The sequence below is a fragment of the Streptomyces sp. NPDC030021 genome (assembly GCF_055574035.1).
Map to the genome: position 1 here is coordinate 176,308 of NZ_JBVIAH010000016.1, position 20,247 is coordinate 196,554.

Annotated in this window: 18 protein-coding genes; 9 read left to right on the forward strand and 9 right to left on the reverse strand. The window is 72.5% G+C overall.

The window, feature by feature from the left end; all coding sequences use genetic code 11:
- Nucleotides 1–29: 29 nt before the first annotated feature.
- From pelF to ACZ4YL_RS28780, 4 genes are read left to right on the forward strand one after another with little or no spacing between them, the layout of a single operon-like run.
- Nucleotides 30–1,556: a GT4 family glycosyltransferase PelF gene (gene pelF / locus ACZ4YL_RS28765; protein ID WP_468120553.1), complete on the forward strand. Its 1,527-nt coding sequence runs from the start codon at nt 30–32 to the stop codon at nt 1,554–1,556.
- Nucleotides 1,553–3,121 carry a hypothetical protein gene (locus tag ACZ4YL_RS28770; protein ID WP_468120555.1) on the forward strand — a complete coding sequence of 523 codons (1,569 nt, stop codon included), beginning with the start codon at nt 1,553–1,555 and terminating at the stop codon, nt 3,119–3,121. The genes pelF and ACZ4YL_RS28770 overlap by 4 nt, the downstream gene beginning before the upstream one ends.
- Nucleotides 3,118–3,813, forward strand: a complete 696-nt coding sequence (locus ACZ4YL_RS28775; protein WP_468120557.1) for a spherulation-specific family 4 protein — start codon at nt 3,118–3,120, stop codon at nt 3,811–3,813. Before ACZ4YL_RS28770 ends, ACZ4YL_RS28775 begins: the two co-directional genes overlap by 4 nt.
- A complete protein-coding gene (locus tag ACZ4YL_RS28780; RefSeq protein ID WP_468120559.1) occupies nt 3,810–4,619 on the forward strand; it encodes an endo alpha-1,4 polygalactosaminidase in 810 nt (269 codons plus the stop codon). Before ACZ4YL_RS28775 ends, ACZ4YL_RS28780 begins: the two co-directional genes overlap by 4 nt.
- 297 nt (nt 4,620–4,916) lie before the next feature.
- Here ACZ4YL_RS28780 and ACZ4YL_RS28785 read toward each other — a convergent pair whose 3' ends face one another.
- From ACZ4YL_RS28785 to ACZ4YL_RS28805, 5 genes are all read right to left on the reverse strand, one after another.
- Nucleotides 4,917–6,095: a sensor histidine kinase gene (locus ACZ4YL_RS28785; RefSeq protein ID WP_468120613.1), complete on the reverse strand. Its 1,179-nt coding sequence runs from the start codon at nt 6,093–6,095 to the stop codon at nt 4,917–4,919.
- A 76-nt stretch (nt 6,096–6,171) separates the two neighbouring features.
- Nucleotides 6,172–6,816, reverse strand: coding sequence for a hypothetical protein (locus tag ACZ4YL_RS28790; RefSeq protein WP_468120561.1), 645 nt, complete (start codon nt 6,814–6,816; stop codon nt 6,172–6,174).
- Between the two features lie 53 nt (nt 6,817–6,869).
- Complete coding sequence (locus ACZ4YL_RS28795; RefSeq protein ID WP_468120563.1) at nt 6,870–8,735, reverse strand: phosphatidylglycerol lysyltransferase domain-containing protein; 1,866 nt, start codon at nt 8,733–8,735, stop codon at nt 6,870–6,872.
- A gap of 83 nt (nt 8,736–8,818) precedes the next feature.
- Nucleotides 8,819–9,883 carry a nicotinate-nucleotide--dimethylbenzimidazole phosphoribosyltransferase gene (gene cobT / locus ACZ4YL_RS28800; RefSeq protein WP_468120565.1) on the reverse strand — a complete coding sequence of 355 codons (1,065 nt, stop codon included), beginning with the start codon at nt 9,881–9,883 and terminating at the stop codon, nt 8,819–8,821.
- 95 nt (nt 9,884–9,978) lie between these two features.
- Nucleotides 9,979–11,184, reverse strand: coding sequence for a bifunctional adenosylcobinamide kinase/adenosylcobinamide-phosphate guanylyltransferase (locus ACZ4YL_RS28805; RefSeq protein WP_468120567.1), 1,206 nt, complete (start codon nt 11,182–11,184; stop codon nt 9,979–9,981).
- A gap of 93 nt (nt 11,185–11,277) precedes the next feature.
- On the opposite strand from ACZ4YL_RS28805, the gene ACZ4YL_RS28810 reads away from it, so the two are divergent.
- Nucleotides 11,278–11,490, forward strand: a complete 213-nt coding sequence (locus tag ACZ4YL_RS28810; RefSeq protein ID WP_030011614.1) for a hypothetical protein — start codon at nt 11,278–11,280, stop codon at nt 11,488–11,490.
- A 100-nt stretch (nt 11,491–11,590) separates the two neighbouring features.
- Here the strand turns inward: ACZ4YL_RS28810 and katG are convergent, their stop codons facing one another.
- On the reverse strand, nt 11,591–13,780 hold the full coding sequence (katG, locus tag ACZ4YL_RS28815) for a catalase/peroxidase HPI (RefSeq protein WP_468120569.1): 2,190 nt from the start codon (nt 13,778–13,780) through the stop codon (nt 11,591–11,593).
- A gap of 230 nt (nt 13,781–14,010) precedes the next feature.
- Between katG and ACZ4YL_RS28820 the strand changes: the two genes are divergently transcribed.
- Both ACZ4YL_RS28820 and ACZ4YL_RS28825 read left to right on the forward strand, forming a co-directional pair.
- The gene (locus tag ACZ4YL_RS28820) at nt 14,011–14,439 is read left to right on the forward strand and encodes a Fur family transcriptional regulator (RefSeq protein WP_468120570.1); all 429 of its coding nucleotides are present in this window, start codon (nt 14,011–14,013) and stop codon (nt 14,437–14,439) included.
- Nucleotides 14,440–14,815: 376 nt separating this feature from the next.
- Nucleotides 14,816–15,601: a type 1 glutamine amidotransferase domain-containing protein gene (locus ACZ4YL_RS28825; RefSeq protein WP_468120571.1), complete on the forward strand. Its 786-nt coding sequence runs from the start codon at nt 14,816–14,818 to the stop codon at nt 15,599–15,601.
- A gap of 160 nt (nt 15,602–15,761) precedes the next feature.
- Here the strand turns inward: ACZ4YL_RS28825 and ACZ4YL_RS28830 are convergent, their stop codons facing one another.
- From ACZ4YL_RS28830 to ACZ4YL_RS28840, 3 genes are all read right to left on the reverse strand, one after another.
- Nucleotides 15,762–17,045, reverse strand: coding sequence for an AI-2E family transporter (locus ACZ4YL_RS28830; protein WP_468120573.1), 1,284 nt, complete (start codon nt 17,043–17,045; stop codon nt 15,762–15,764).
- A gap of 311 nt (nt 17,046–17,356) precedes the next feature.
- Nucleotides 17,357–18,148: a class I SAM-dependent methyltransferase gene (locus ACZ4YL_RS28835; protein ID WP_468120574.1), complete on the reverse strand. Its 792-nt coding sequence runs from the start codon at nt 18,146–18,148 to the stop codon at nt 17,357–17,359.
- A gap of 17 nt (nt 18,149–18,165) precedes the next feature.
- On the reverse strand, nt 18,166–18,774 hold the full coding sequence (locus tag ACZ4YL_RS28840) for a DUF3043 domain-containing protein (protein ID WP_451669709.1): 609 nt from the start codon (nt 18,772–18,774) through the stop codon (nt 18,166–18,168).
- Nucleotides 18,775–19,037: 263 nt separating this feature from the next.
- Here ACZ4YL_RS28840 and ACZ4YL_RS28845 point away from each other — a divergent pair, with 263 nt between their 5' ends.
- Both ACZ4YL_RS28845 and pspAA read left to right on the forward strand, forming a co-directional pair.
- On the forward strand, nt 19,038–19,832 hold the full coding sequence (locus tag ACZ4YL_RS28845; protein ID WP_301371625.1) for a PspA/IM30 family protein: 795 nt from the start codon (nt 19,038–19,040) through the stop codon (nt 19,830–19,832).
- Between the two features lie 13 nt (nt 19,833–19,845).
- Entirely contained in the window at nt 19,846–20,124 is a 279-nt protein-coding gene (gene pspAA / locus ACZ4YL_RS28850; protein WP_468120577.1) for a PspA-associated protein PspAA, read from the forward strand.
- Nucleotides 20,125–20,247: the final 123 nt, after the last annotated feature.

Sequence of the window (20,247 nt, forward strand, 5' to 3'; positions counted from 1 at the left end):
CCCTTTTCCGTCCTGGGGGGACACACCGCATGAGTCATGGGCGTCACGTCACCATGCTCACCGAAGGCACCTATCCGCACGTCCACGGGGGCGTCAGTACCTGGTGCGACCAACTGGTACGAGGTATGCCGGAGGTCGACTTCAACGTCATAGCCCTGACCGGCTCCGGACGAGAGCCGGTCACCTGGGAACTGCCCCGCAACGTCTACCGGCACACCGCCTTCCCGCTCTGGGGGCCGCTCCCGTCCCGCATCCGCCGGTCGGCCCTGCGCGGCAAGGCCCACCGCCGCTTCACCGAGGTCTACGAGAGCTTCCTGCTCTCCCTGCTCGACCCCGAGCCCGATCCGGCCCGGCACAGCTTCTCCGAGGCCCTGCGCGAACTGGCCGTCCTGGCCCGGGCCGGAAAACTCGCACCGGCCCTGCGCTCCGAATCGGTCCTGCGGCTGCTGATGACCGTATGGACCCGCCCCGGGCTCGTCACGGCCGAGGCCCGGCCCACCATCCACGACGCGCTCACCGCCACCGACCTGCTGGAACACGCACTGCGCCCGCTCGGTGTCCGGATCCCGCCCGACAGCGTCGCGCACGCCGTCAGCAGCGGCCTCGCCACCCTCCCGGCCCTCGCCGCGAAATGCCTCGACGGGGTCCCCTTCCTGCTCACCGAGCACGGCATCTACCTGCGCGAGCGCTACCTCGGCTACCGCAGCGCCGCGCAGCGCTGGCCCGTCAAGGCCCTCATGCTCGGCTTCTACCGCGAGCTCAACACCGAGGGCTACCGGCAGGCCGACCTGATCACCCCGTGCAACCAGTACAACCGCCGCTGGGAGGAGCGCGGAGGCGCCGAGTCCGACCGCATCCGCACCGTCTACAACGGCGTCGACCCGCACGCCTTCCCCGAGGCCGGCCCCGAACCCGACGTGCCCACCCTCAGCTGGTGCGGCCGCATCGACCCGATCAAGGACCTCGAAACCCTCATCCGCGCCTACGCCTTCATGCGCGAGGAACTGCCCGCCCTGCGGCTGCGCCTGTTCGGCCCCGTCCCGGCCGGCTGCGAGGAGTACAAGCTTCGCCTGGAGAAGCTCGCCGCCGAACTCGGCGTGACCGACGGGATCACCTACGAGGGCCGCATCGAGCAGGTGGCCCAGGCCTACGCGGCCGGCAGCGTCGTCATGCTCTCCTCCATCAGCGAGGGCTTCCCCTTCAGCATCATCGAGGCCATGTCCTGCGGCCGCACCACCGTCTCCACCGACGTCGGCGGCGTCCGCGAGGCCGTCGGCGACACCGGCCTCGTCGTACCGCCGCGCGAGCCCGAGACCATGGCCCGCGCCACCCTCGCCCTGCTCCGCGACGACGAACGCCGGGCCGAACTCGGCCGGATGTCCCGCAAGCGGGTCGTGGAGAAGTTCACCCTCCACCAGTCCGTGGACGGCTTCCGGCACATCTACCGCGAACTCGCCGGCCAGCCCGTCCTGCCCGTCCACGCGGGCGACGAATGGACCCAGCGGCTCGCCGATCCCTGGTACCGCGAACTCGCTGCCGACGGGAGCCTGTGGTGAGCGGATCCCTCTGGCTCAAGCCGCCCGGCACCGGACCCGGCTCCGGCGCCGACACTCTCCCCGCCGTCCCCCGGCCGCGCCGCGACGGCCCCGGCGCCGACGTCACCACCGCCGACGCCGCCACCGACCCGATGGACGAACTCGCCGAGCGCCTCGACGTGTTCATCGCCTCCGCCGTCCACCCCGACGAGATCGCCGCCATCCTCGAATCCGACGGCATGACGGACGAGTACATCCGGCTCACCTACGGCCGGCACGACTCCTTCGGACTCGCCGAGGAGCTCTACGCACGGGTGCCCCGCTCCTTCCCGGAGCCGGGCGCCGCCCCCGACCCCTGGAAGGTCTCCCTCACCGCCTGCCTGCTGCGCGGGGTGATCTTCGCCCTGCCCGGCCTGGCCTACCTGCTGGGCGCGCCCCTGCTCGAAGGCCCCCAGGACCGCCTCGGCCTGCCCGCCGGGACCCTGACCCTGCTCGCCGGCGCGCTCATCGGCTGGGTCTGGGACCAGACCCTGTCCCACCGGGCCTACTCCTGGCTCGGCCTCGGCGACCGGGGCGCCGCCGGGCGGACCCTGCTCGTCGGAGCCCCCGTCGGCGCCCTGCTGGGCACCGCCGCCGCACTGGCGGTGCCCGGCGGGCCCCCGTTCTCCTACGCCTTCGCCGCTGGACAGGCCTTCTACGTCGGGGCCGCCACCGTCCTGCTGGTCCTCGGCCGGGAACGGGTGCTGCTCGCCGCACTCGCGCCGATGGCCGTCGGAGCCCTGCTCGCGCTCTTCGTCGACCTGCCCGTGCCGGTCCGGGTGACCCTGCTCGTGACGTCCCTGCTGGCCGCCTGCACCCTGGCCCTGCGGGAACTCCCGCTGACCGACGGGCTCCGGACCGCCGTGCACCGGATCCGCGCCTCGGCGGCCCGCCGCCCCGGCCAGGGCCCCGTGCGCTGGCAGATGCTGCGCGGCGCCGAGGAGGACTTCGCACCCCGCGGACCCCGGATCGGGGACTCGGTCCCCTACGGGGTCTTCGGCCTCGGCACCGGCCTGCTCGTGCTGTACGCCGCCCTCGGGGAGGTCCTCGCCGGAGGCCCCGCCGAGGCGGTCGCCGCCCCCTCGGCGGTGGCCCTCACCCTCAGCATGGGCCCGGCCGAATGGCTGCTCCACCGGTTCCGCAGCGGGACCCTCTCGGGACTCCAGGGGGCCCGCTCGCCGCAGGCCTTCCGCCGGCGGATGCTCGCCACCCTGACCCGCTGCCTCGCCGTCTACCTGACCGTCCTGCTGGCCCTGGGCCTGGCCGGCACCCTGCTCTGGCCCGGCGCCCCCATGCTCACCGGAGTCCGGATCGCGACCCTGCTGCTGCTCGGGGCCGTCATGTGGACCGGGCTGCTCCTGCAGTCCTTCGGGGCGGTCCGGCCCGCGGCCGTGGTCTGCTCCTCGGCCGCCGTCGCCCAGAGCCTGGCCCTGCTGACCGGGCTCGGCCAGCCCCGGGCGGTCCAGCTGGTGGTGGCGGGCGCCGCCGCCACCGTACTGGCCACCCTGGTCTGCCTGCTCCTCGGCCGCGCGACCGCCCACCGATGACGCACCATCCGTCCGAGAAGAAGGACCCCATGCTGCTGGTGCCCCTCTACGAGCATCCCGCCGACCGGCCGGAAGCCTGGGAGCGGCTCATCCGCTCCGCCGGCCGGCTGCACTCGGTGGTCCTCAACCCCGACAGCGGACCGGGTGCCGCCCGCGACGAACGGTTCGCCGTCGTCGCCGAACGGCTGCGCGAGGCCGGGGTACCCGTCCTCGGGTACGCCGACACCGACTACGGGCGGCGCCCGCACGCCGAGGTGGTGCAGGACCTGCTGCGCCACCGCGACTGGTACGCCACCGACGGGGCCTTCCTCGACCAGGCCTCCGCCGACCCGGAACTGCTTCCGCACTACGGGCGGCTCACGGTCGCCGCCCGGGCCGCGGGCGCCCGTACCCTCGTCCTCAACCACGGGGTCCACCCGCACCCCGGTTACGCCGAACTCGCCGACCTGCTCGTCACCTTCGAGGGCCCCTGGGACGCCTACCGGGACGCGGCCGCCGTACCGCCCTGGACCGCCGACCACCCGGCCCAGCGGTTCTGCCACCTCGTGTACGCCGTCCCGCCGGGCGCGCTCGCCGCCCGGCTCGCCGAGGAACTCGCCGCCGAACGCGGGGCCGGGGTGCACTGCGCCGTCCCGGGCAGCGGCGCGCACCCCTGGGGGACCTTGCCGTACGCCCTGGAGGCGGCGGGATGAGGAGACTCGCACTCCTGCTGGCGGTGCCCCTGCTGCTGCTCGCGGCGTGTACGGCCGAGCCGGAACCGGAACGCGACGAGCTGTCGCCCGACCCGCCGCCGGGCCAGCGCTGGCAGCCGAAGCCGGGGGTCGGCTGGCAGTGGCAGCTCACCGGGAAGCTCGACACCTCGGTCAAGGCGGCCGTGTACGACGTCGACGGGTTCAACACCACCAAGGAGCAGCTGGCCACCCTGAAGAAGGACGGCCGCAAGACCATCTGTTACATCTCCACCGGCGCCTGGGAGGACTTCCGGCCGGACGCCGACGCCTTCCCGAAGACGCTGCTGGGCGAGGGCAACGGCTGGGAGGGCGAACGCTGGCTGGACATCCGGCGCCTTGCGGAACTGGAACCGCTGATGGGCAAGCGGTTCGACATGTGCAAGGTGAAGGGCTTCGACGCGGTGGAGCCGGACAACATGGACGGCTACGCCAACCGGTCCGGCTTCCCGCTGACCGCGGACGACCAGCTGAAGTACAACCGTCTGATCGCCCGGCTGGCGCACGACCGGGGCATGTCGGTGGGGCTGAAGAACGACCTGGACCAGATCCCGGAGCTGGTGGGCGACTTCGACTTCGCGGTCAACGAGCAGTGCGTGGAGTACGAGGAGTGCGACCGGTACGCGCCGTTCACCGACGCGGGCAAGGCGGTGTTCCACGTGGAGTACGAGGGCAAGCCGAAGCGCTGGTGTCCGCAGGCCCGTGCGGCGAAGCTGAGCTCGATGCAGAAACGGTACGACCTCGACGCCTGGCGCCAGACCTGCCCCTAGCCTGGCCGGCACCCCAGCAGCCCACCTCCCGCAGCGCGGGGGAGCCCTCTCCTCCGGCTTCGCCGGGGCCACATTCAGCCTCGCCGCCGTTTGAGGCCTGCCAGGGCCACATTCAGCCTCGCCGGCGTTTGAGCAGGGGGCACCTCCCAGCGGTAGCTGGGGGAGGGTCCGGGCGGAGCCCGGTGCCCGGCGGAGCCGGGTTCCCTGGGGCTCCGCCCCAGACCCCGCGCCTCAAACGCCGGCGAGGCTGAAATTGGCCGGGCCGAGGCCGGATGTGCGGCCGCGAGGCTGAAGCGGCTACCCCACGGGGAGGATGGCGTGGACGCGGTAGCCGCCGCCGTAGCGGGGGCCCGCGAAGCAGGTGCCGCCCAGGGCGCCGGTGCGCTCGCGCATGCCGAGGAGGCCGTGGCCGCCGCCCGGGTCGGCCGGTTCCGGGGCCGCGCCGGCCGCCTCACCGCCGTCGTCGAGGACGGTCACCTCCACCGACGGCCCGACCCCGACCACGCTGACCTCGGCCTTCGCCCCCGGGCCCGCGTGCTTGCGGACGTTCGTCAGCGCCTCCTGGATCACCCGGTACGCCGCCAGGTCCACGGCCGCCGGCAGCGGCCCCGCCGTCCCGTCCAGCTGGACGATGACCTCCACCGGCAGCCCGGCGTGCCGGAAGGTGTCCACCAGCTCGTCCAGGACGTTGAGCCCCGGCGCGGGCTCCGTTGGCGCCTCCGGGTCGCCGGACTGCCGTAGCAGCCCGACCGTGGCCCGCAGTTCGTTCAGCGCCGACCGGCTGGCGTCCCGTACGTGCGCCAGCGCCTCCTTGGCCTGGTCCGGGCGCTTGTCCATGACGTGCGCGGCCACTCCCGCCTGCACGTTGACCAGGGCGATGTGATGGGCCACCACGTCGTGCAGGTCCCGGGCGATCCGCAGCCGTTCCTCGGCGACCCGCCGCCTGGCTTCCTCGTCCCGGGTCCGCTCGGCGCGCTCGGCCCGTTCCCGGATGGCGTCGACGAAGGCCCGCCGGCTGCGTACGGCGTCCCCGGCGGCCGCGGCCATCCCGGTCCAGGCGAAGATCCCGATGTTCTCCTGGGCGTACCAGGGCAGCGGCCCGGCGAGCATGGCCACGCCCGTCAGCCCCGCCATGGTGAGCAGCCCGATCCGCCAGGTCGTCGGCCGGTCGGTGCGGGCGGCCACCGTGTACAGGGCGATCACCGTGCACATGGCGACGGGCGCCCGCGGCTCCCCGGTGGTCAGCTCCAGCAGGGACAGCCCGCAGGTCACGGCGAGCACGGCGCGCGGCTGATGGCGCCGGAAGACCAGGGCGGCCGCGCCGAGCAGCATCAGCAGCAGCGAGAACGGCTCCGGGGTGCGCGTCCCGAAGGTGGGCCCGTGCGGCCCGTGCGGATCGGCGAAGGAGCCGACGACCATGGCGACGAACGCCCCGAACGCCAGCACGGCATCGGTGGCGAGCGGATGGGCCCGCATCCACTGCCGGGTGGGGGCGAACCGCGCGAGGTCTGTCGTCACCCGGATACGGTACGGCCTCATCCGCCGGTGCCCCCTACGGCGGAGGGTGCGGCCCCAGCGGGACGCGGGAGCGCACCGGACCCCAGCGCGCCCGCATCACGCACACCGCCATGACGGCGGTGATGGCCGCCAGGTGCTCCTTGCCCGCCAGGTTGTCCTTGACCAGCACCTCGCCGATCATCACCAGGATCACCAGGGCGCCGGTCAGGTACGCCCGATAGCGCCAGCAGACGTAGATGGCCAGCCCCACCACCGCCGCCGAGGGCCCGGTGTCGTTGACGATCCGGTCGGACACCGGCAGACCGAGGGGATGTTCCGGCCCGAGCGCGAGCCCGATCCGCGCGTACGTGGTCCCGGCGAGGGTGGCGACGTAGCCGATCAGCAGGGTGCGCCACCAGCCGATGCAGATCTCGGCGATGCCGAAGACGAGCAGGATCTGCGCGAGCGCCCCCCACACCGGCAGGTCCAGGGCGGGGACGAACAGGGACAGCGGGGTGCGCAGGAGGGCCGGCCCGAGCGGATCGGCGGCCTTGACCGATCCGAGGTCCTGGACCGGCTGGAACCCCCAGGAGGTGTTCTGCACGATCTGGAAGACCGAGGTCAGACAGACCGCGCCGAGGGTCATCGGGATCGCCCGCCACGTGTCGCGGACGAGCGCGTCCCGGACGGTCCAGAACATGGGTCCCCACTCACGGCGGGCGAACCGCCGGAGGGAGGGGGTGTTCCACGCTGTCAACGGCGGGTCTCCAGGTGTCTGCGGTGCAGCCACTTCGGAAGGCCGGGGGCCTCCAGGAAGCCCTCGGCCCGGCCGGCCGCGACACCGATCCGCAGCAGGTCCGAACTCTTCTCGAAGAGCATGAACCGCGGTTCCCAGATCGGCCGGTATTTGGCGTTGGCCCGGTAGAGGGACTCGATCTGCCACCAGCGGGAGAAGAAGCTGAGCAGCGAGCGCCACATCCGCAGCACCGGACCGGCGCCGAGCCTGGACCCGCGCTCGAAGACGGACCGGAACATCGCGAAGTTGAGGGAGACCTGGGTGACCCCGATCTCCTTGGAGCGTTCGAGGAGTTCGATGACCATGAACTCCATCAGGCCGTTCTCGGAGTCCCGGTCACGGCGCATCAGGTCCAGCGACAGACCCTTGGGCCCCCACGGTACGAAGGACAGCACGGCCCGCAGGCCGCCGCTGCCGTCGGTGCACTCCAGCATCACGCACTGGCCGTCGGCGGGATCACCCAGCCGGCCCAGCGCCATGGAGAAGCCGCGCTCGGTGGCGCCGTCGCGCCAGTCGTCGGCGCGGCGCACCAGCTCGGCCATCTCCTCGGCGGGGATGTCGTCGTGGCGGCGGATGCGGACCGTGTACCCGGCCCGCTTGACGCGGTTGAAGGCCTGCCGGACGGTCCGCATGGCGCGGCCCTCCAGCGTGAAATCGGCCGTCTCGACGATCGCCTCGTCACCGAGTTCGAGGGCGTCCAGGCCGTGCCGCGCGTAGATCTGCCCGGCCTCCTCGCTCGCCCCCATCACGGCCGGCACCCAGCCGTGCTCGCGGGCCTCGGCCAGCCACGGATCGATGGCGCCGGGCCAGGCTTCGGGGTCGCCGATCGGGTCGCCGGAGGCCAGGGAGACCCCGCCGACGACGCGGTAGGTGACGGCGGCCTTGCCGGTGGGGGACCAGATGACGGACTTCTCGCGGCGCAGCGCGAAGTAGCCGAGCGAGTCGCGGTCGCCCTGCCGGGCCAGCAGCGCCCGCAGCCGCTCCTCGTCCCCCTCGCTGATCGGGTCGACGGCGCGGCGCGAGCGGAAGGCGGCGAACAGCACGGCGAGCAGCAGCAGCATCGACATGACGTTGATGAACACGTCCACCCAGCCGGGCGTGATGATCGCCTCGGAGGCCCGCTCACCGGGCGTCAGGGTGATCAGCCGCATCACGCCGTACCACCAGCGCTCCGGGAAGGAGGCCTCGGCGCTGAGCGGGGAGACGTTGGTGGCGCCGACGAGCAGGGCCGCGACCAGCGAGGTGAGCAGCAGGCCGACGGCGGCGACGGCGCTGGCGAGCGTCGGGTTGGAGCGGTCGCCCTTGGCGTAGAACTCGTGGCGGCCCAGCAGCAGGGCCGCCGTGAAGGCCGCGGTCAGGACCAGGGAGACCCAGTTCTGCGCGTGCTCGCGGATCTCCTCGTGCGTGGAGAGCGCGTAGGCGAGCAGCAGGGCCAAGAGGCCGCTGAGGACGAGGTTGAGGATCCAGGAGGCCCGCTTGCGGCGGCCGAGGGTGACGGCGAGCAGCAGCGTGAACAGCCCGGAGGCGAACCCCGCCGTGAGCATGTAGGGGGTGTAGAAGTCCTCGATGTTGTGGCGCCTCAGGTCCTGCCCGAGCGAAACCCACACCGCGCTGAGGAAGTTGATGAAGGTGACGGCGCGCAGGTACCACACCGCGAACGCGGCACCGTGCCGTGAACGGGCGCTCCCCCGGCCGGTCTCCCGGCCGCTCCCCGCCGCCCTGCCGGCGGGATCGCCGCCGGTCTCTTTCCTGCCGGCTGACGGACCGGTCGCCGGTGCGGCGGTGCGGTCGGTCTCTGCGCTGGTCAAACGGACCTCTCCCATAAAAAGCGATCATATGGGGCACAGCTGTCCGTGATTGCGCGGTCGGGGGCCACGGCCTGGTCAGGACCGGGGGCCCCGGCGGCTCATTCCGTCGGCTCCTCCACCGCCCGCTCCGGGAGTTCCGCCGCGAGTGCGGCGGCCGCCTGGACGAGGGGGAGAGCCAGCAATGCCCCGGTACCTTCACCTACTGTGACGCCGAGGTCGAGCACGGGGTTGAGCGCCATTCGGTCAAGTGCCTTCGCCTGGCCCGGCTCGCCGCTGGCCTGTCCGGCCAGCCACCAGTCCGGAGCCCGGAACGCGGCCCGCTGGGCCACCAGCCCGCACGCGGCCGAAACGACACCGTCAAGGATGACGGGAGTACGGCGCACCGCGCACTGGAGGAGGAAACCGGTGATGGCGGCCACGTCCGCGCCGCCGACCGCGGCCAGCAGTGCCACCTGGTCGCCCAGGACCGGGCGGGCCCGGCGCAGCGCGTCGCGGATCGCCGCGCACTTGCGCATCCAGGCCAGGTCGTCGATGGGCAGGCCGCCGCGGCCGGTGACCACCGAGGCGTCCGTGCCGCACAGGGCGGCGACGAGGGTCGCGGCGACGGTGGTCCCGCCCACGCTCAGGTCACCGAGGACGACCAGATCCGTTCCGGAGTCGGCCTCCTCGTCGGCGATCCGCATCCCGAGCCGCACCGCGGCCTCGGCCTCCTCGGCCGTCAGCGCGTCCTCCACGTCGATCCGGCCGCTGCCCCGCCGGATCCGGTGCCCGGCCACGTCCGCGGGGAGCAGCTCGGGGTCGCAGTCGAGCCCGGCGTCGACGATCCGTATGGTGGCGCCGAACCGGCCGGCCAGGACGGCCACGGGGCTGGCCCCTTCGAGGACGGCCCGCACCAGCTCGTGGCCGGTGGACGCGGCCCGGGCGGAGACGCCCTCGGCGGCGATCCCGTGGTCGGCGGCGAACAGCACCACGCGCGGGCGCTCGATCGGTTTGACCGGAACCTGACCCTGCGCGGCGGCGAGCCACTCGGCGAGTTCGTCGAGCCGACCCAGCGCGCCGGGCGGGACGGCGAGGCGCTCACGGCGTTCCTCGGCGTCACGCCGGACGCCCCCGTCGGGGCGCTCGATCAGATCGGAGAAGTCGTCGAGATTCAGCGTGCTCATCTGCCAGAGAGTACAGCCGGTAAGGCCCTCCCTCAGGCCTTCGGCGACGGGCTGTCGGACACCTCGTCGTCGAGCCGCTCCGATGCTTTCCCGCGCTATTCCTTGAGTACGGTCACCAGGCCCGCGACGACGAGAAGTACGTGCTCGCACTCGCCCGCGACGGCCGCGTTCAGCCGGCCCAGCTCGTCGCGGAAGCGGCGGCCCGACGCGGTCGCCGGGACGACGCCCGAGCCGACCTCGTTGCTGACCAGCACCACCGGGCGGCGGGTCGCGCGTACGGCCGCCACGAGCTCGCCGGTCCGCTCGGCGAGCTGCTGCTGCCCGCCCTTGGCCCACACCGCGTCGTCCCACGCCCCGGTCCGGTCCATCGCATCCGTCAGCCACAGCGCCAGGCAGTCGATCAGCAGCGGCGGCCCGTCGGCGGCCAGCAGCGGAACCAGCTCGCACGTCTCCACCGTCCGCCAGCTCCCCGGCCGGCGCTCCCGGTGCAGGCCGACCCGCTGGGCCCATTCCGCATCACCGCCCCGGGTGCCGCCGGTGGCCACGTAGACCACCTCCGGGAAGGACTCCAGCCGCCGCTCCGCCTCCACGGACTTGCCGGAGCGCGCCCCGCCCAGCACCAGGGTCCGGCGCGGCAGCTCCGGCACCGCGTGGTACTCCCCGACGATCACGGTCGTCCCGTCCGGGACCGCCCGGGCCCCGGCCGCCGCGCACCGGCGCTCCAGCTCCCGGCCCGGCGGGGTGTCGTGGTCCAGGTGGACGGCGATCACGTCCGTCGCCGGGCCGACGGCGCCGCTCGCCCGCAGCCGCGCCAGCGCCTCGGGCCGGCCCAGCACATCCATGAGGACCATGTCGTACGGGCGCCGCCCGGCCTGGTCGGCGACCCCGGCCGGGGCCCCGCCCGGCGGCAGGTACAGCAGCCGGGCGCCGTCCGGGCCCGTCACCTCGTACCCGGTGCCGGGCGCGTCCATCGGCACCGCCCGTACCCGGTGCCCGGAGATCACCGCGAGCTCCCGCCCGTCCGGCACCCGCCCGGCGGCCGGCAGCCCGGGCGGCAGCTCGACCGCGGGCCCGTCGTGCGGGTGGGTCAGCAGCACCTGCCGCACACCGGCCAGCGAATGCCCGGCCCGGGCGCCCGCCAGCACCGCCCCGGGGGTCAGGTCCAGCAGCAGCGCCCCGTCGACGAGGACGGCCGTGGCGGCGCGGGAGCGCGAGCCGACGGAGACGGCGCAGGCCGCACAGGGGCAGCCCGGGCGGGGCAGGCCCTCGGGTGTTCCGGTGCCGAGCAGAGTGAGTTCCACAGGATGATCCTCCCGCGTCGCCGAGACTGCTGCGCGCCCGGCTACTCTGCGGGCACACTCAGGACAGGAAGCGTGCGAGCAACGGAGGCGGACATGGCGTGGACGTGGCGGTTCGAGACGGCCGACGGCACCGAGACGAGCCCGTCGGTGGTACCCGAGGAGTTCACCACGCAGGGGGACGCGGAGTCCTGGATCGGCGAGTACTGGAAGGACCTGCTGGAAGGCGGCGTCGAGCAGGTGAAGCTGTCCGACGACGGCGGGACCGAGCTCTACACGATGAGCCTGCGCGCCGCCCTGGACGCGTAGCCGCTCCGTAGGCAGGAGAACGACGGAGCCGCCGGTCACATACCCGGCGGCTCCGTCGTGTGAGGAGTCAGGCGCGATCCGATGATCTGAAGGAAACGGCCTAGGCGAGGTCGAACCGGTCGAGGTTCATCACCTTGTCCCAGGCGGAGACGAAGTCACGGACGAACTTCTCTTCCGCGTCCTTCGACGCGTACACCTCCGCGAGGGCTCGCAGCTGGGCGTGCGAACCGAAGACGAGGTCCACCGCGGTCGCCGTCCACCTGACGTTGCCCGTGGAGTGCTCCCGGCCCTCGAACACGTTCTCCGCCGACTCCGACGCCTTCCACTGCGTACCCATGTCGAGCAGGTTGACGAAGAAGTCGTTGGTCAGCGCCTCCGGGCGGTCCGTGAACACGCCGTGCCGCACCTGCCGGAAGCCGGTGTTCATGGCCCGCATGCCGCCGACGAGCACCGTCATCTCGGGTGCGGTCAGGTTCAGCATGCAGGCACGGTCCAGCAGAAGTGCCTCCGGTGACAGCTTCTCGCCCGCCTGCAGGTAGTTCCGGAACCCGTCCGCCTTCGGTTCGAGGACGGCGAAGGCCTCCACGTCGGTCTGCTCCTGCGAGGCATCCGTGCGCCCCGGTGCGAACGGCACCTCGATGTCGTAACCGGCGTTCTTCGCGCCCTGTTCGACGGCCGCGCAGCCGCCCAGCACGATCAGGTCGGCGAGCGAAACCCTCTTCCCGCCGGCCTGCGCCCGGTTGAAGTCCTGCTGGATCCCCTCCAGCTTCCGCACCACCTCGGCGACCTCGGGCAGGTCGTTCGCCTCCCAGTCCTTCTGCGGCGCGAGCCGGATCCGGGCCCCGTTGGCCCCGCCCCGCATGTCGGTGCCGCGGAAGCTCGACGCCGCCGCCCAGGCGGTGACGACCAGCTGGGGGAGGGACAGCCCCGAGGCGAGGATCGTGCGCTTGAGGGCGGCGACGTCCTCGCCGGCGACCAGCTCGTGATCGACCGCGGGTACGGGGTCCTGCCACAGCTGCGGTTCGGGGACCCACGGGCCGAGGTAGCGCGAGACCGGACCCATGTCGCGGTGCAGCAGCTTGTACCAGGCCTTGGCGAACGCGTCGGCGAGCTTGTCCGGGTTCTCGTGGAAGCTCTTCGCGATCGGTGCGTAGACCGGATCCATCCGCAGCGCGAGGTCCGTCGTCAGCATCATCGGAGCATGCCTCTTCGACGGATCATGGGCGTCCGGCACCGTGCCCTGGGCCGAGGGGTCCTTGGGGGTCCACTGCTGGGCACCGGCCGGGCTCGTGGTCAGCTCCCACTCGTACCGGAACAGGTTGTCCAGGTACCCGTTGTCCCACTTCGTCGGCTCGGCGGTCCACGTGCCCTCCAGCCCGCTGGTGAGCGCGTCGGCGCCACGGCCGGTGCCGTAGGTGTTCTTCCAGCCGATCCCCTGCTGCTCGATCGGGCAGGCCTCGGGCTCGGGCCCGATGTAGTCGGCGCCGGCCGCACCGTGGCACTTGCCGAACGTGTGGCCGCCGACGATGAGCGCGACCGTCTCCTCGTCGTTCATGGCCATGCGCGCGAACGTCTCGCGAATGTCCCGGGCGGCGGCGACCGGGTTCGGGTCGCCGTTGGGCCCTTCCGGATTGACGTAGATCAGTCCCATCTGCACGGCGCCGAAGGGGCCGGAGAGTTCCCTGTCGCCGCTGTAGCGCTCATCTCCGAGCCAGGTGTCCTCGGGCCCCCAGAAAACCTCCTCGGGTTCCCAGATGTCCTCCCGCCCGAAGGCGAAGCCGAACGTCTTGAAACCCATCGATTCCATGGCGCAGTTACCGGCGAACACCAAAAGGTCGGCCCATGAGATCTTCCGGCCGTATTTCTGCTTGACCGGCCAGAGCAGGCGGCGCGCCTTGTCGAGGCTCGCATTGTCAGGCCAGCTGTTGAGGGGGGCGAACCGCTGGGCGCCGGCTCCGCCGCCACCCCGGCCGTCGGCGATGCGGTACGTTCCCGCGGAATGCCAGCTCATCCGGATGAAGAGCGGGCCGTAGTGGCCGTAGTCCGCGGGCCACCAGTCCTGCGACGCCGTCATCACCTCGAAGACGTCCCGCTTCAGGGCGTCGGGGTCCAGGGTCGCGAACTCTTCCGCGTAGTCGAAATCCTCGCCCATCGGATCGGCCAGGGGCGAATTCTGGTGCAGAACCTGAAGGTCCAGCTGGTTCGGCCACCAGTCCCGATTCGACCTGGGGCGAGTCGGCGCGGGGGTCGGGGCAGGGATTACTGGGTTCTCGCTGTCGCTGCCGGACACGTCCGTCCTTCTTCCTGTGTCGATGTTTCCATCTGCTGGCTGCTGCGTCGGCGCGTCCGTATGTTCGCGCACCGAAGGGCCCGTCGCTGCGAGAACACGCAGGGCGCGGGTGCGTGGAAAACACTCGGAATTCGGATCGGAGTCCCGGCCCGACGGTTCCGCTTCCCGACGGGCCGGGACCGAAATCGCTAACGTTCTGTTGTCCTGCCGAGCCGAAAAGGTGAGCCGATATGAGTGACCTCCTGAAGCGGCTTCGGGAGCGCGGCTGGCGGATGACGTCCCAGCGCCGTGTCGTCGTGGAGGTCCTCGACGGCGATCACGTGCACCTCACGGCGGACGAGGTGCACGCCCGTGCGGCGCAGCGGCTGCCCGAGATCGCCCGTGCGACCGTCTACAACGCCCTGGGCGAGCTGGTCGCGATCGGGGAGGTGGTGGAGGTCTCCGTACAGGGCCGGGTCAAGCGCTTCGACCCCAACGCGCACCACCCGCACCAGCACTTGGTGTGCACCGGCTGCGGCACCATCCGCGACGTACACGCGGCCGGTACGCCGGCCGATCTGCCGCCGGAGGAGCGGTTCGGTTTCACCGTGTCCGCGGTCGAGGTCACCTACCGCGGGTTGTGCCCCTCCTGCGCCTCCGGGACGGGTCAGGCGTCGTGACCGTGACCCGTGCTCATGCGGAGCCCGCGTCCCGGGCCCGGTACGCGCGGGGGTGATGCCCTCCCACCGGGTGAACGCACGGACCAGGGCTGTGGCTCCGCTCAGGCCGACGAGCGGGGCGATCCGGTCGAGCGGCAGGTCCGTGGTCTCCAGCAGCCGACGGGCCCGGCTCGATGCTGGGCATGGCGGCAGTCAATGCCGGGCGGGGTCCGCCGTCAACCGGCCGTGGGGGCCGGGGAGTCAACGAGGTGGCCGCCAGGGTGAATGACCGGGCGCGGCAGCGATCCTAGGGTCGGGCTGCCCGTTGCGGCAGGCCGACCCGCAGACCCGCCGGGACGCAGCCGGTTCGCCTCATGCGCACCCGAAGGAGCACCTTTTGATCGTCTTTCTGCTGCCCTCGTCCGGCTACGACCCGACCGAGGCGGCCGTGCCCTGGGCCGCGCTGCGGGACGCCGGGTACGACGTACGGTTCGCGACCCCCGACGGGCGGGTCGCACTCGCCGACCGCCGGCTGACGGACACCGGCTTCTCCTGGCTCTCCCCGTGGCTGATGACCCGGCGCGCCGAGCTGGCGTCCTACCGCCGGCTGACCGACGACCCCTGGTTCCGCGCCCCGCTGTCCTACACCGAGGTCGACCCGGCCCGCCTGACGGGGCTGTTCGTACCCGGCGGGCACGCCCAGGGGATGCGTACGTTGCTGGAGGACACGGCCGCCCAGCGGTTGTTCGCACGGGTCTTCCTGCTGGGGCTGCCGGTGGGGGCGGTGTGCCACGGTGTGCTGCTGGCCGCGCGGGCGAAGGACCCCACGACCGGGCGGTCGGTGCTCCACGGCCGGCGGACCACCGCGCTGACCTCGCTGCTGGAACTGACCGCCTGGAACCTGACCCGACTGTGGCTGGGCCGCTACTACCGGACCTACCCGGCGACCGTCCAGGCGGAGGTCACCGCCGCCCTCGCAGATCCGCGCCACTTCCGGGCCGGCCCGCCGCTGCCGCTCCGGGACACCGCGGCGCGCCCCGGCCGCGGCTTCACCGTGCGGGACGGCAACTATGTCTCCGCCCGCTGGCCGGGGGACTGCCACCGCCTGGCGGCGGACTACCTCGCGCTCGTCCGCTCGCACCGGCGCACCCCCGCACCGACCGCCACGGAGAGCGGGAACTGACAGGGCCCCTCGCAGTCGGCCGGCCACCGGGTCGCTGATCGCGTCGAGTACGGGCGGACGGGAGCGGGGGTGACCGGATGTGACCGGTCGCACCCGGTCACCGTTCGGCCGGTGGGCCGCGGGCCGGGGGCTGCGGATTCCTGCCGGCCGGCTCGGGGCGTCAGGTGGGTGCCTGGTCCGCCGCCGCGGGCGGATCCGCCCGCTCCTCCTCGACCGCCACGGGGGACCCCTCCGGCGAACCGTCGTCCCCGCCGCTGGCGCGCAGGTGCCCGATCACCGTATTGGCCACCGCGACCAGCGGGACAGCGACGACCGCTCCGCCGATGCCGGCGACCACTCCGCCGGTGGCGACGGCCAGGACCACGGCCAGCGGGTGGACCCGTACGGCCCTCCCGAGTATGAACGGCTGCAGCACGTGGCCCTCGATCTGCTGGACGGCGAGCACCACCAGCAGGGTCATCAGCGCGGTGAAGACCCCCTGGGTGACCAGTGCGACGACCACCGCCAGGGCCCCGGACGCGACGGCGCCCACGAGGGGCACGAACGAGGCCAGGAAGATCACCACGGCGATGGGCACGGCGAGCGGCACGCCCAGGAAATAGATGCCGAGACCGATGAAGAGTGCGTCGATGAAAGCGACGATCAAGGTTCCGCGCACATAGGCGGTCAGGGTGCCCCAGGCGGCCGGCCCCGCGTCGGCGACATCCGGCCGGGCGGCTGCCGGGACCAGCTTCAGCGTCCACTGCCAGATGCGCCTGCCGTCGTACAGCAGGAAGAGCGTCGAGAACATCGCCAGCAGCATTCCGGTGATGATCTCCACCAGGACGGTCACTCCCCGGAGCCCGGTCGAGGTGATCTCGCTGGTGCTGGTGCCGATGGCATTGCTCAGACTGCCGGCGACATCGTTGATCTGCTGCTCGGTCACATGGAAGGGGCTGTCGAGGAGCCATCGTTTCAGCTCCTCGATGCCCTCCTGGAGCCTCCCGGACAGATTGTCCAGGTTGTCGAGCACCTGCCAGACGACGAACCAGCCGATCAGCCCCAGGACGACGAACCCGAAGAGCGCGGTGAGGGCGGTGGACAGCCCCCGGGAGAGCCCCGCACGGTGTAGCCGGGCGACCGTCGGTTCCAGCAGGGCAGTGATCAGCAGCGCGGCCGCGAAGGCGAGGACGACGAGCCGGACCGAACCGATCACCCGCATGATGACCCACAGGGCGGCCGCGAGCACCAGGAACCGCCAGCCGGCCTCGGCCGCGACCCGTACACCCCAGGGCACCGCCCGGGCGGGGTCCGGGTTGCGCGGACGGGTCCGGCGGGCCTCCGCGACCCGCTGCCGCTCGGCCGGCAGCTCTGCTTCGTGCCGCTCCTGCACCTGGGCGCGACGCTCACCGAGCGCCGCGGCGCCGGCCTTCACGCGTCCGGGCCACGTACGGATTCCGGGCATGCCGACCCTCCTTCCTCATCCGGCCGTCTGCCCCGGATTCCGGAGATCAGGCCGGTGCGGCCCGACGCGTTCGGACGGACTTCGGGAGGGCTACACGCGGATTCCGGGCGTACCGGGGCGGGTCAGGCCGGGAAGGGATGCGCAAACGCTGCACGTTGCCCCTGGGACGTCGCCTCCGGAGGGTGGGCGCCCTGGTGGCCGGGCCATGTCGCAACCCCACCGAACCCGGAAGGGCCTCACCCCTTCAAGAACCCAGCACGCGAGTCATCGACGTCCCGGGACAACACCCCTGGGCCGTCTCTGAGGGCGCCCTAGCCCCGTACCCCGCACAGGTGCAGCAGTGCCGCCACACCCCGGTAGGGGTCGGTCCGCCCGGCGCGGTCCTCGGCGGTCAGCAGCCGCTCCAGCTCCTCGTCGGGCGGCAGGATCTCGCCCGCCTCGGTGCCGTCGGTGAAGACGCGGACGCCGTACCAGGACTGCAGCGGCGCACCGATCCCCGACAGGGTCGCCGTCAGTCCGGCCAGCCGGTCCGCGCGGACGTCCAGGCCCAGCCGGTTCGTGTAGTCGGTGGAGTCGAACGCGGCCAGCGCGCCCTTCCAGTCGCCGTCCAGGCCCGGCCGCATGGCGAGCGCGTCGCCGTTGCGCACCAGCAGGGACAGCAGTCCGCCCGGGGCCAGCATCCGGGCCAGCCCGGCCAGCATGGCGTCCGGTTCGGGCACGTACATCAGCACCCCGTGGCACAGCACCACGTCGAAGCTGCCCGGCAGGAAGTGGGCCCCGGTCTCGCGGCCGTCGCCCTCCAGGAAGCTGACGCGGTCGCGGATCCCTTCGGGTTCCGCGGCCAGCGCCTCACGGGCGACGGCCAGCATGCCCGCGTCCTGCTCCAGGCCCGTCACCTTGTGCCCGGCGCGGGCCAGCCGCAGTGCCTGCGTTCCCTGGCCCATGCCCACATCGAGCACGCGCAGCCGCTGCCCGACCGGGAAGCGCTGCGCGATCTGCTCGTCGACCTGCCGGCCCACCAGCTCCTGCCGGACGGCGTTGCGCAGCCCGCCCAGGCCTTCGAGCCAGAGCCGCGCGCCTTCCGCGAAGCCTTCCCCCGACATGCCGGGCGTCGCTCGGCTCAGGGCCGTTCCCCTCGCTTGACCTGAGGCTTCGGGAGACGGAGGCGGCGCATCTGGAGGGTGCGCATGAGGCCGTAGGCGATGGCGCCGCGACGGGGCTCGTCCGGGAAGCGCGTGACCAGGGCCTTGCGGAGGCGGAAGACCAGGCCGATGGAGTCGAGCAGGATCAGGACGATCACGACGAGCCACAGCGTCAGCGCGATGCTCTGGATCGAGGACTGGCGCACCATGCTCAGCACCAGGATGACCACCGCCAGGGGCAGGAACATCTCGGCGACCGAGTAGCGGGAGTCCACGTAGTCGCGGACGAACCGGCGGACGGGACCCTTGTCACGGGTGGGCAGGTAACGCTCGTCGCCATTGGCCAGCGCTTCGCGCTGCTTGGCCATCTCGGTACGGCGACGCTCACGGGCTCGCTTGGCATCCTCCTTGCGGTTGCCGGTCGAGGCCACCACGGCCTTGCGCTGCGACTGGGCCACAGCACGCTTCGGCGTAGGGCGGCCCTTCGGGGCCTGCGGGTCACGGGGCTGCGAGAGGTCGGCGCTCACCTTGTCGGTGGCGGCGGCCTTCTCTTCCTTGGAGGAGCGGCTACCAAACACAAAACCCAAGCCTACGTGGTTGCGGGCATGGGCCCCACCCCGCTGGGGAACGATCCGGCAACGGCGGGCGTCCTTCCCCTTGCACGGTACGTGCGGTGGGCCCGTTCTCCTGGGATCACCTACTCCTTACGCCTGATGGGGCGCGGGTGTAGTCGTCCTGGAGGAGGAGCGCATCCGTACTCGAACAGTGCGGTAATGGAGACAGGGCCCGTACTGTGGGTTCTGTCGGTGACCTGGAGCACAGTCCGTCTAGAAGGGGGCGCGCGAAGCCCATGAGCGGTGTCATGAAGCGTATGGGGATGATCTTCCGCGCGAAGGCGAACAAGGCCCTTGACCGGGCCGAGGACCCGCGCGAAACCCTCGACTACTCGTACCAGAAGCAGCTGGAGCTGCTGCAGAAGGTGCGCCGCGGAGTCGCCGACGTGGCGACCTCCCGCAAGCGCCTGGAGCTGCAGCTCAACCAGCTCCAGGGACAGTCCGCCAAGCTGGAGGACCAGGGCCGCAAGGCCCTCGCCCTGGGCCGCGAGGACCTGGCCCGTGAAGCCCTGTCCCGGCGCGCTTCGCTCCAGCAGCAGGTCAGCGACCTGGAGGTGCAGCACCAGACCCTCCAGGGCGAGGAGGAGAAGCTGACCCTCGCCGCCCAGCGGCTCCAGGCCAAGGTGGACGCCTTCCGTACGAAGAAGGAGACCATCAAGGCCACCTACACGGCGGCCCAGGCGCAGACCCGGATCGCGGAGTCCTTCTCCGGCATCTCCGAGGAGATGAGCGACGTCGGACTGGCCATCCAGCGGGCCGAGGACAAGACCGCCCAGCTGCAGGCCCGCGCCGGTGCGATCGACGAGCTGCTGGCCTCCGGCGCGCTCGACGACCAGAGCGGCCTCGGCTCCAAGGACGACATCCAGGCCGAGCTGGACCGCCTCTCGGGCGGTACGGACGTGGAGCTGGAGCTCCAGCGCATGAAGGCCGAGCTGGCGGGCGGCCCGTCCGCCCAGCAGCAGGCCATCGAGGGCGGCGCGCAGGGCAACGGCCAGCAGCCGCAGACCCCGCACCGGTTCGACAAGCAGTAGGACGGGGCCCGTCATGATTGTCCGCATCATGGGGGAAGGTCAGGTGGAAGTGGCAGACAGCCACTTCCCCGAGCTCAACAAGCTGGACGACGAACTGCTCGCGGAGATGGAGAGCGGTGACGAGGAGGGCTTCCGGCGGACGCTGGGCGCGCTGCTCGACGCAGTCCGGCGGCTCGGCACGCCGCTCCCGGACGACGCGCTGGAGCCGTCCGAGCTGATCCTCCCCGGTGATGACGCCGCCCTGGACGAGGTCAGGGAGATGCTCAGCGACGACGGCCTGCTCCCGGGCTGAGCCCGGCCGGGTACACCGACGGCACCGGGGGGGGGGGGGGGGGGGGGGGGGGGGGGGGGGGGGGGGGGGGAGGGGGGAGGGGAGGGCGGGCGGGCGGGGGTGGTGTGGGGGGGGGGGGGTATG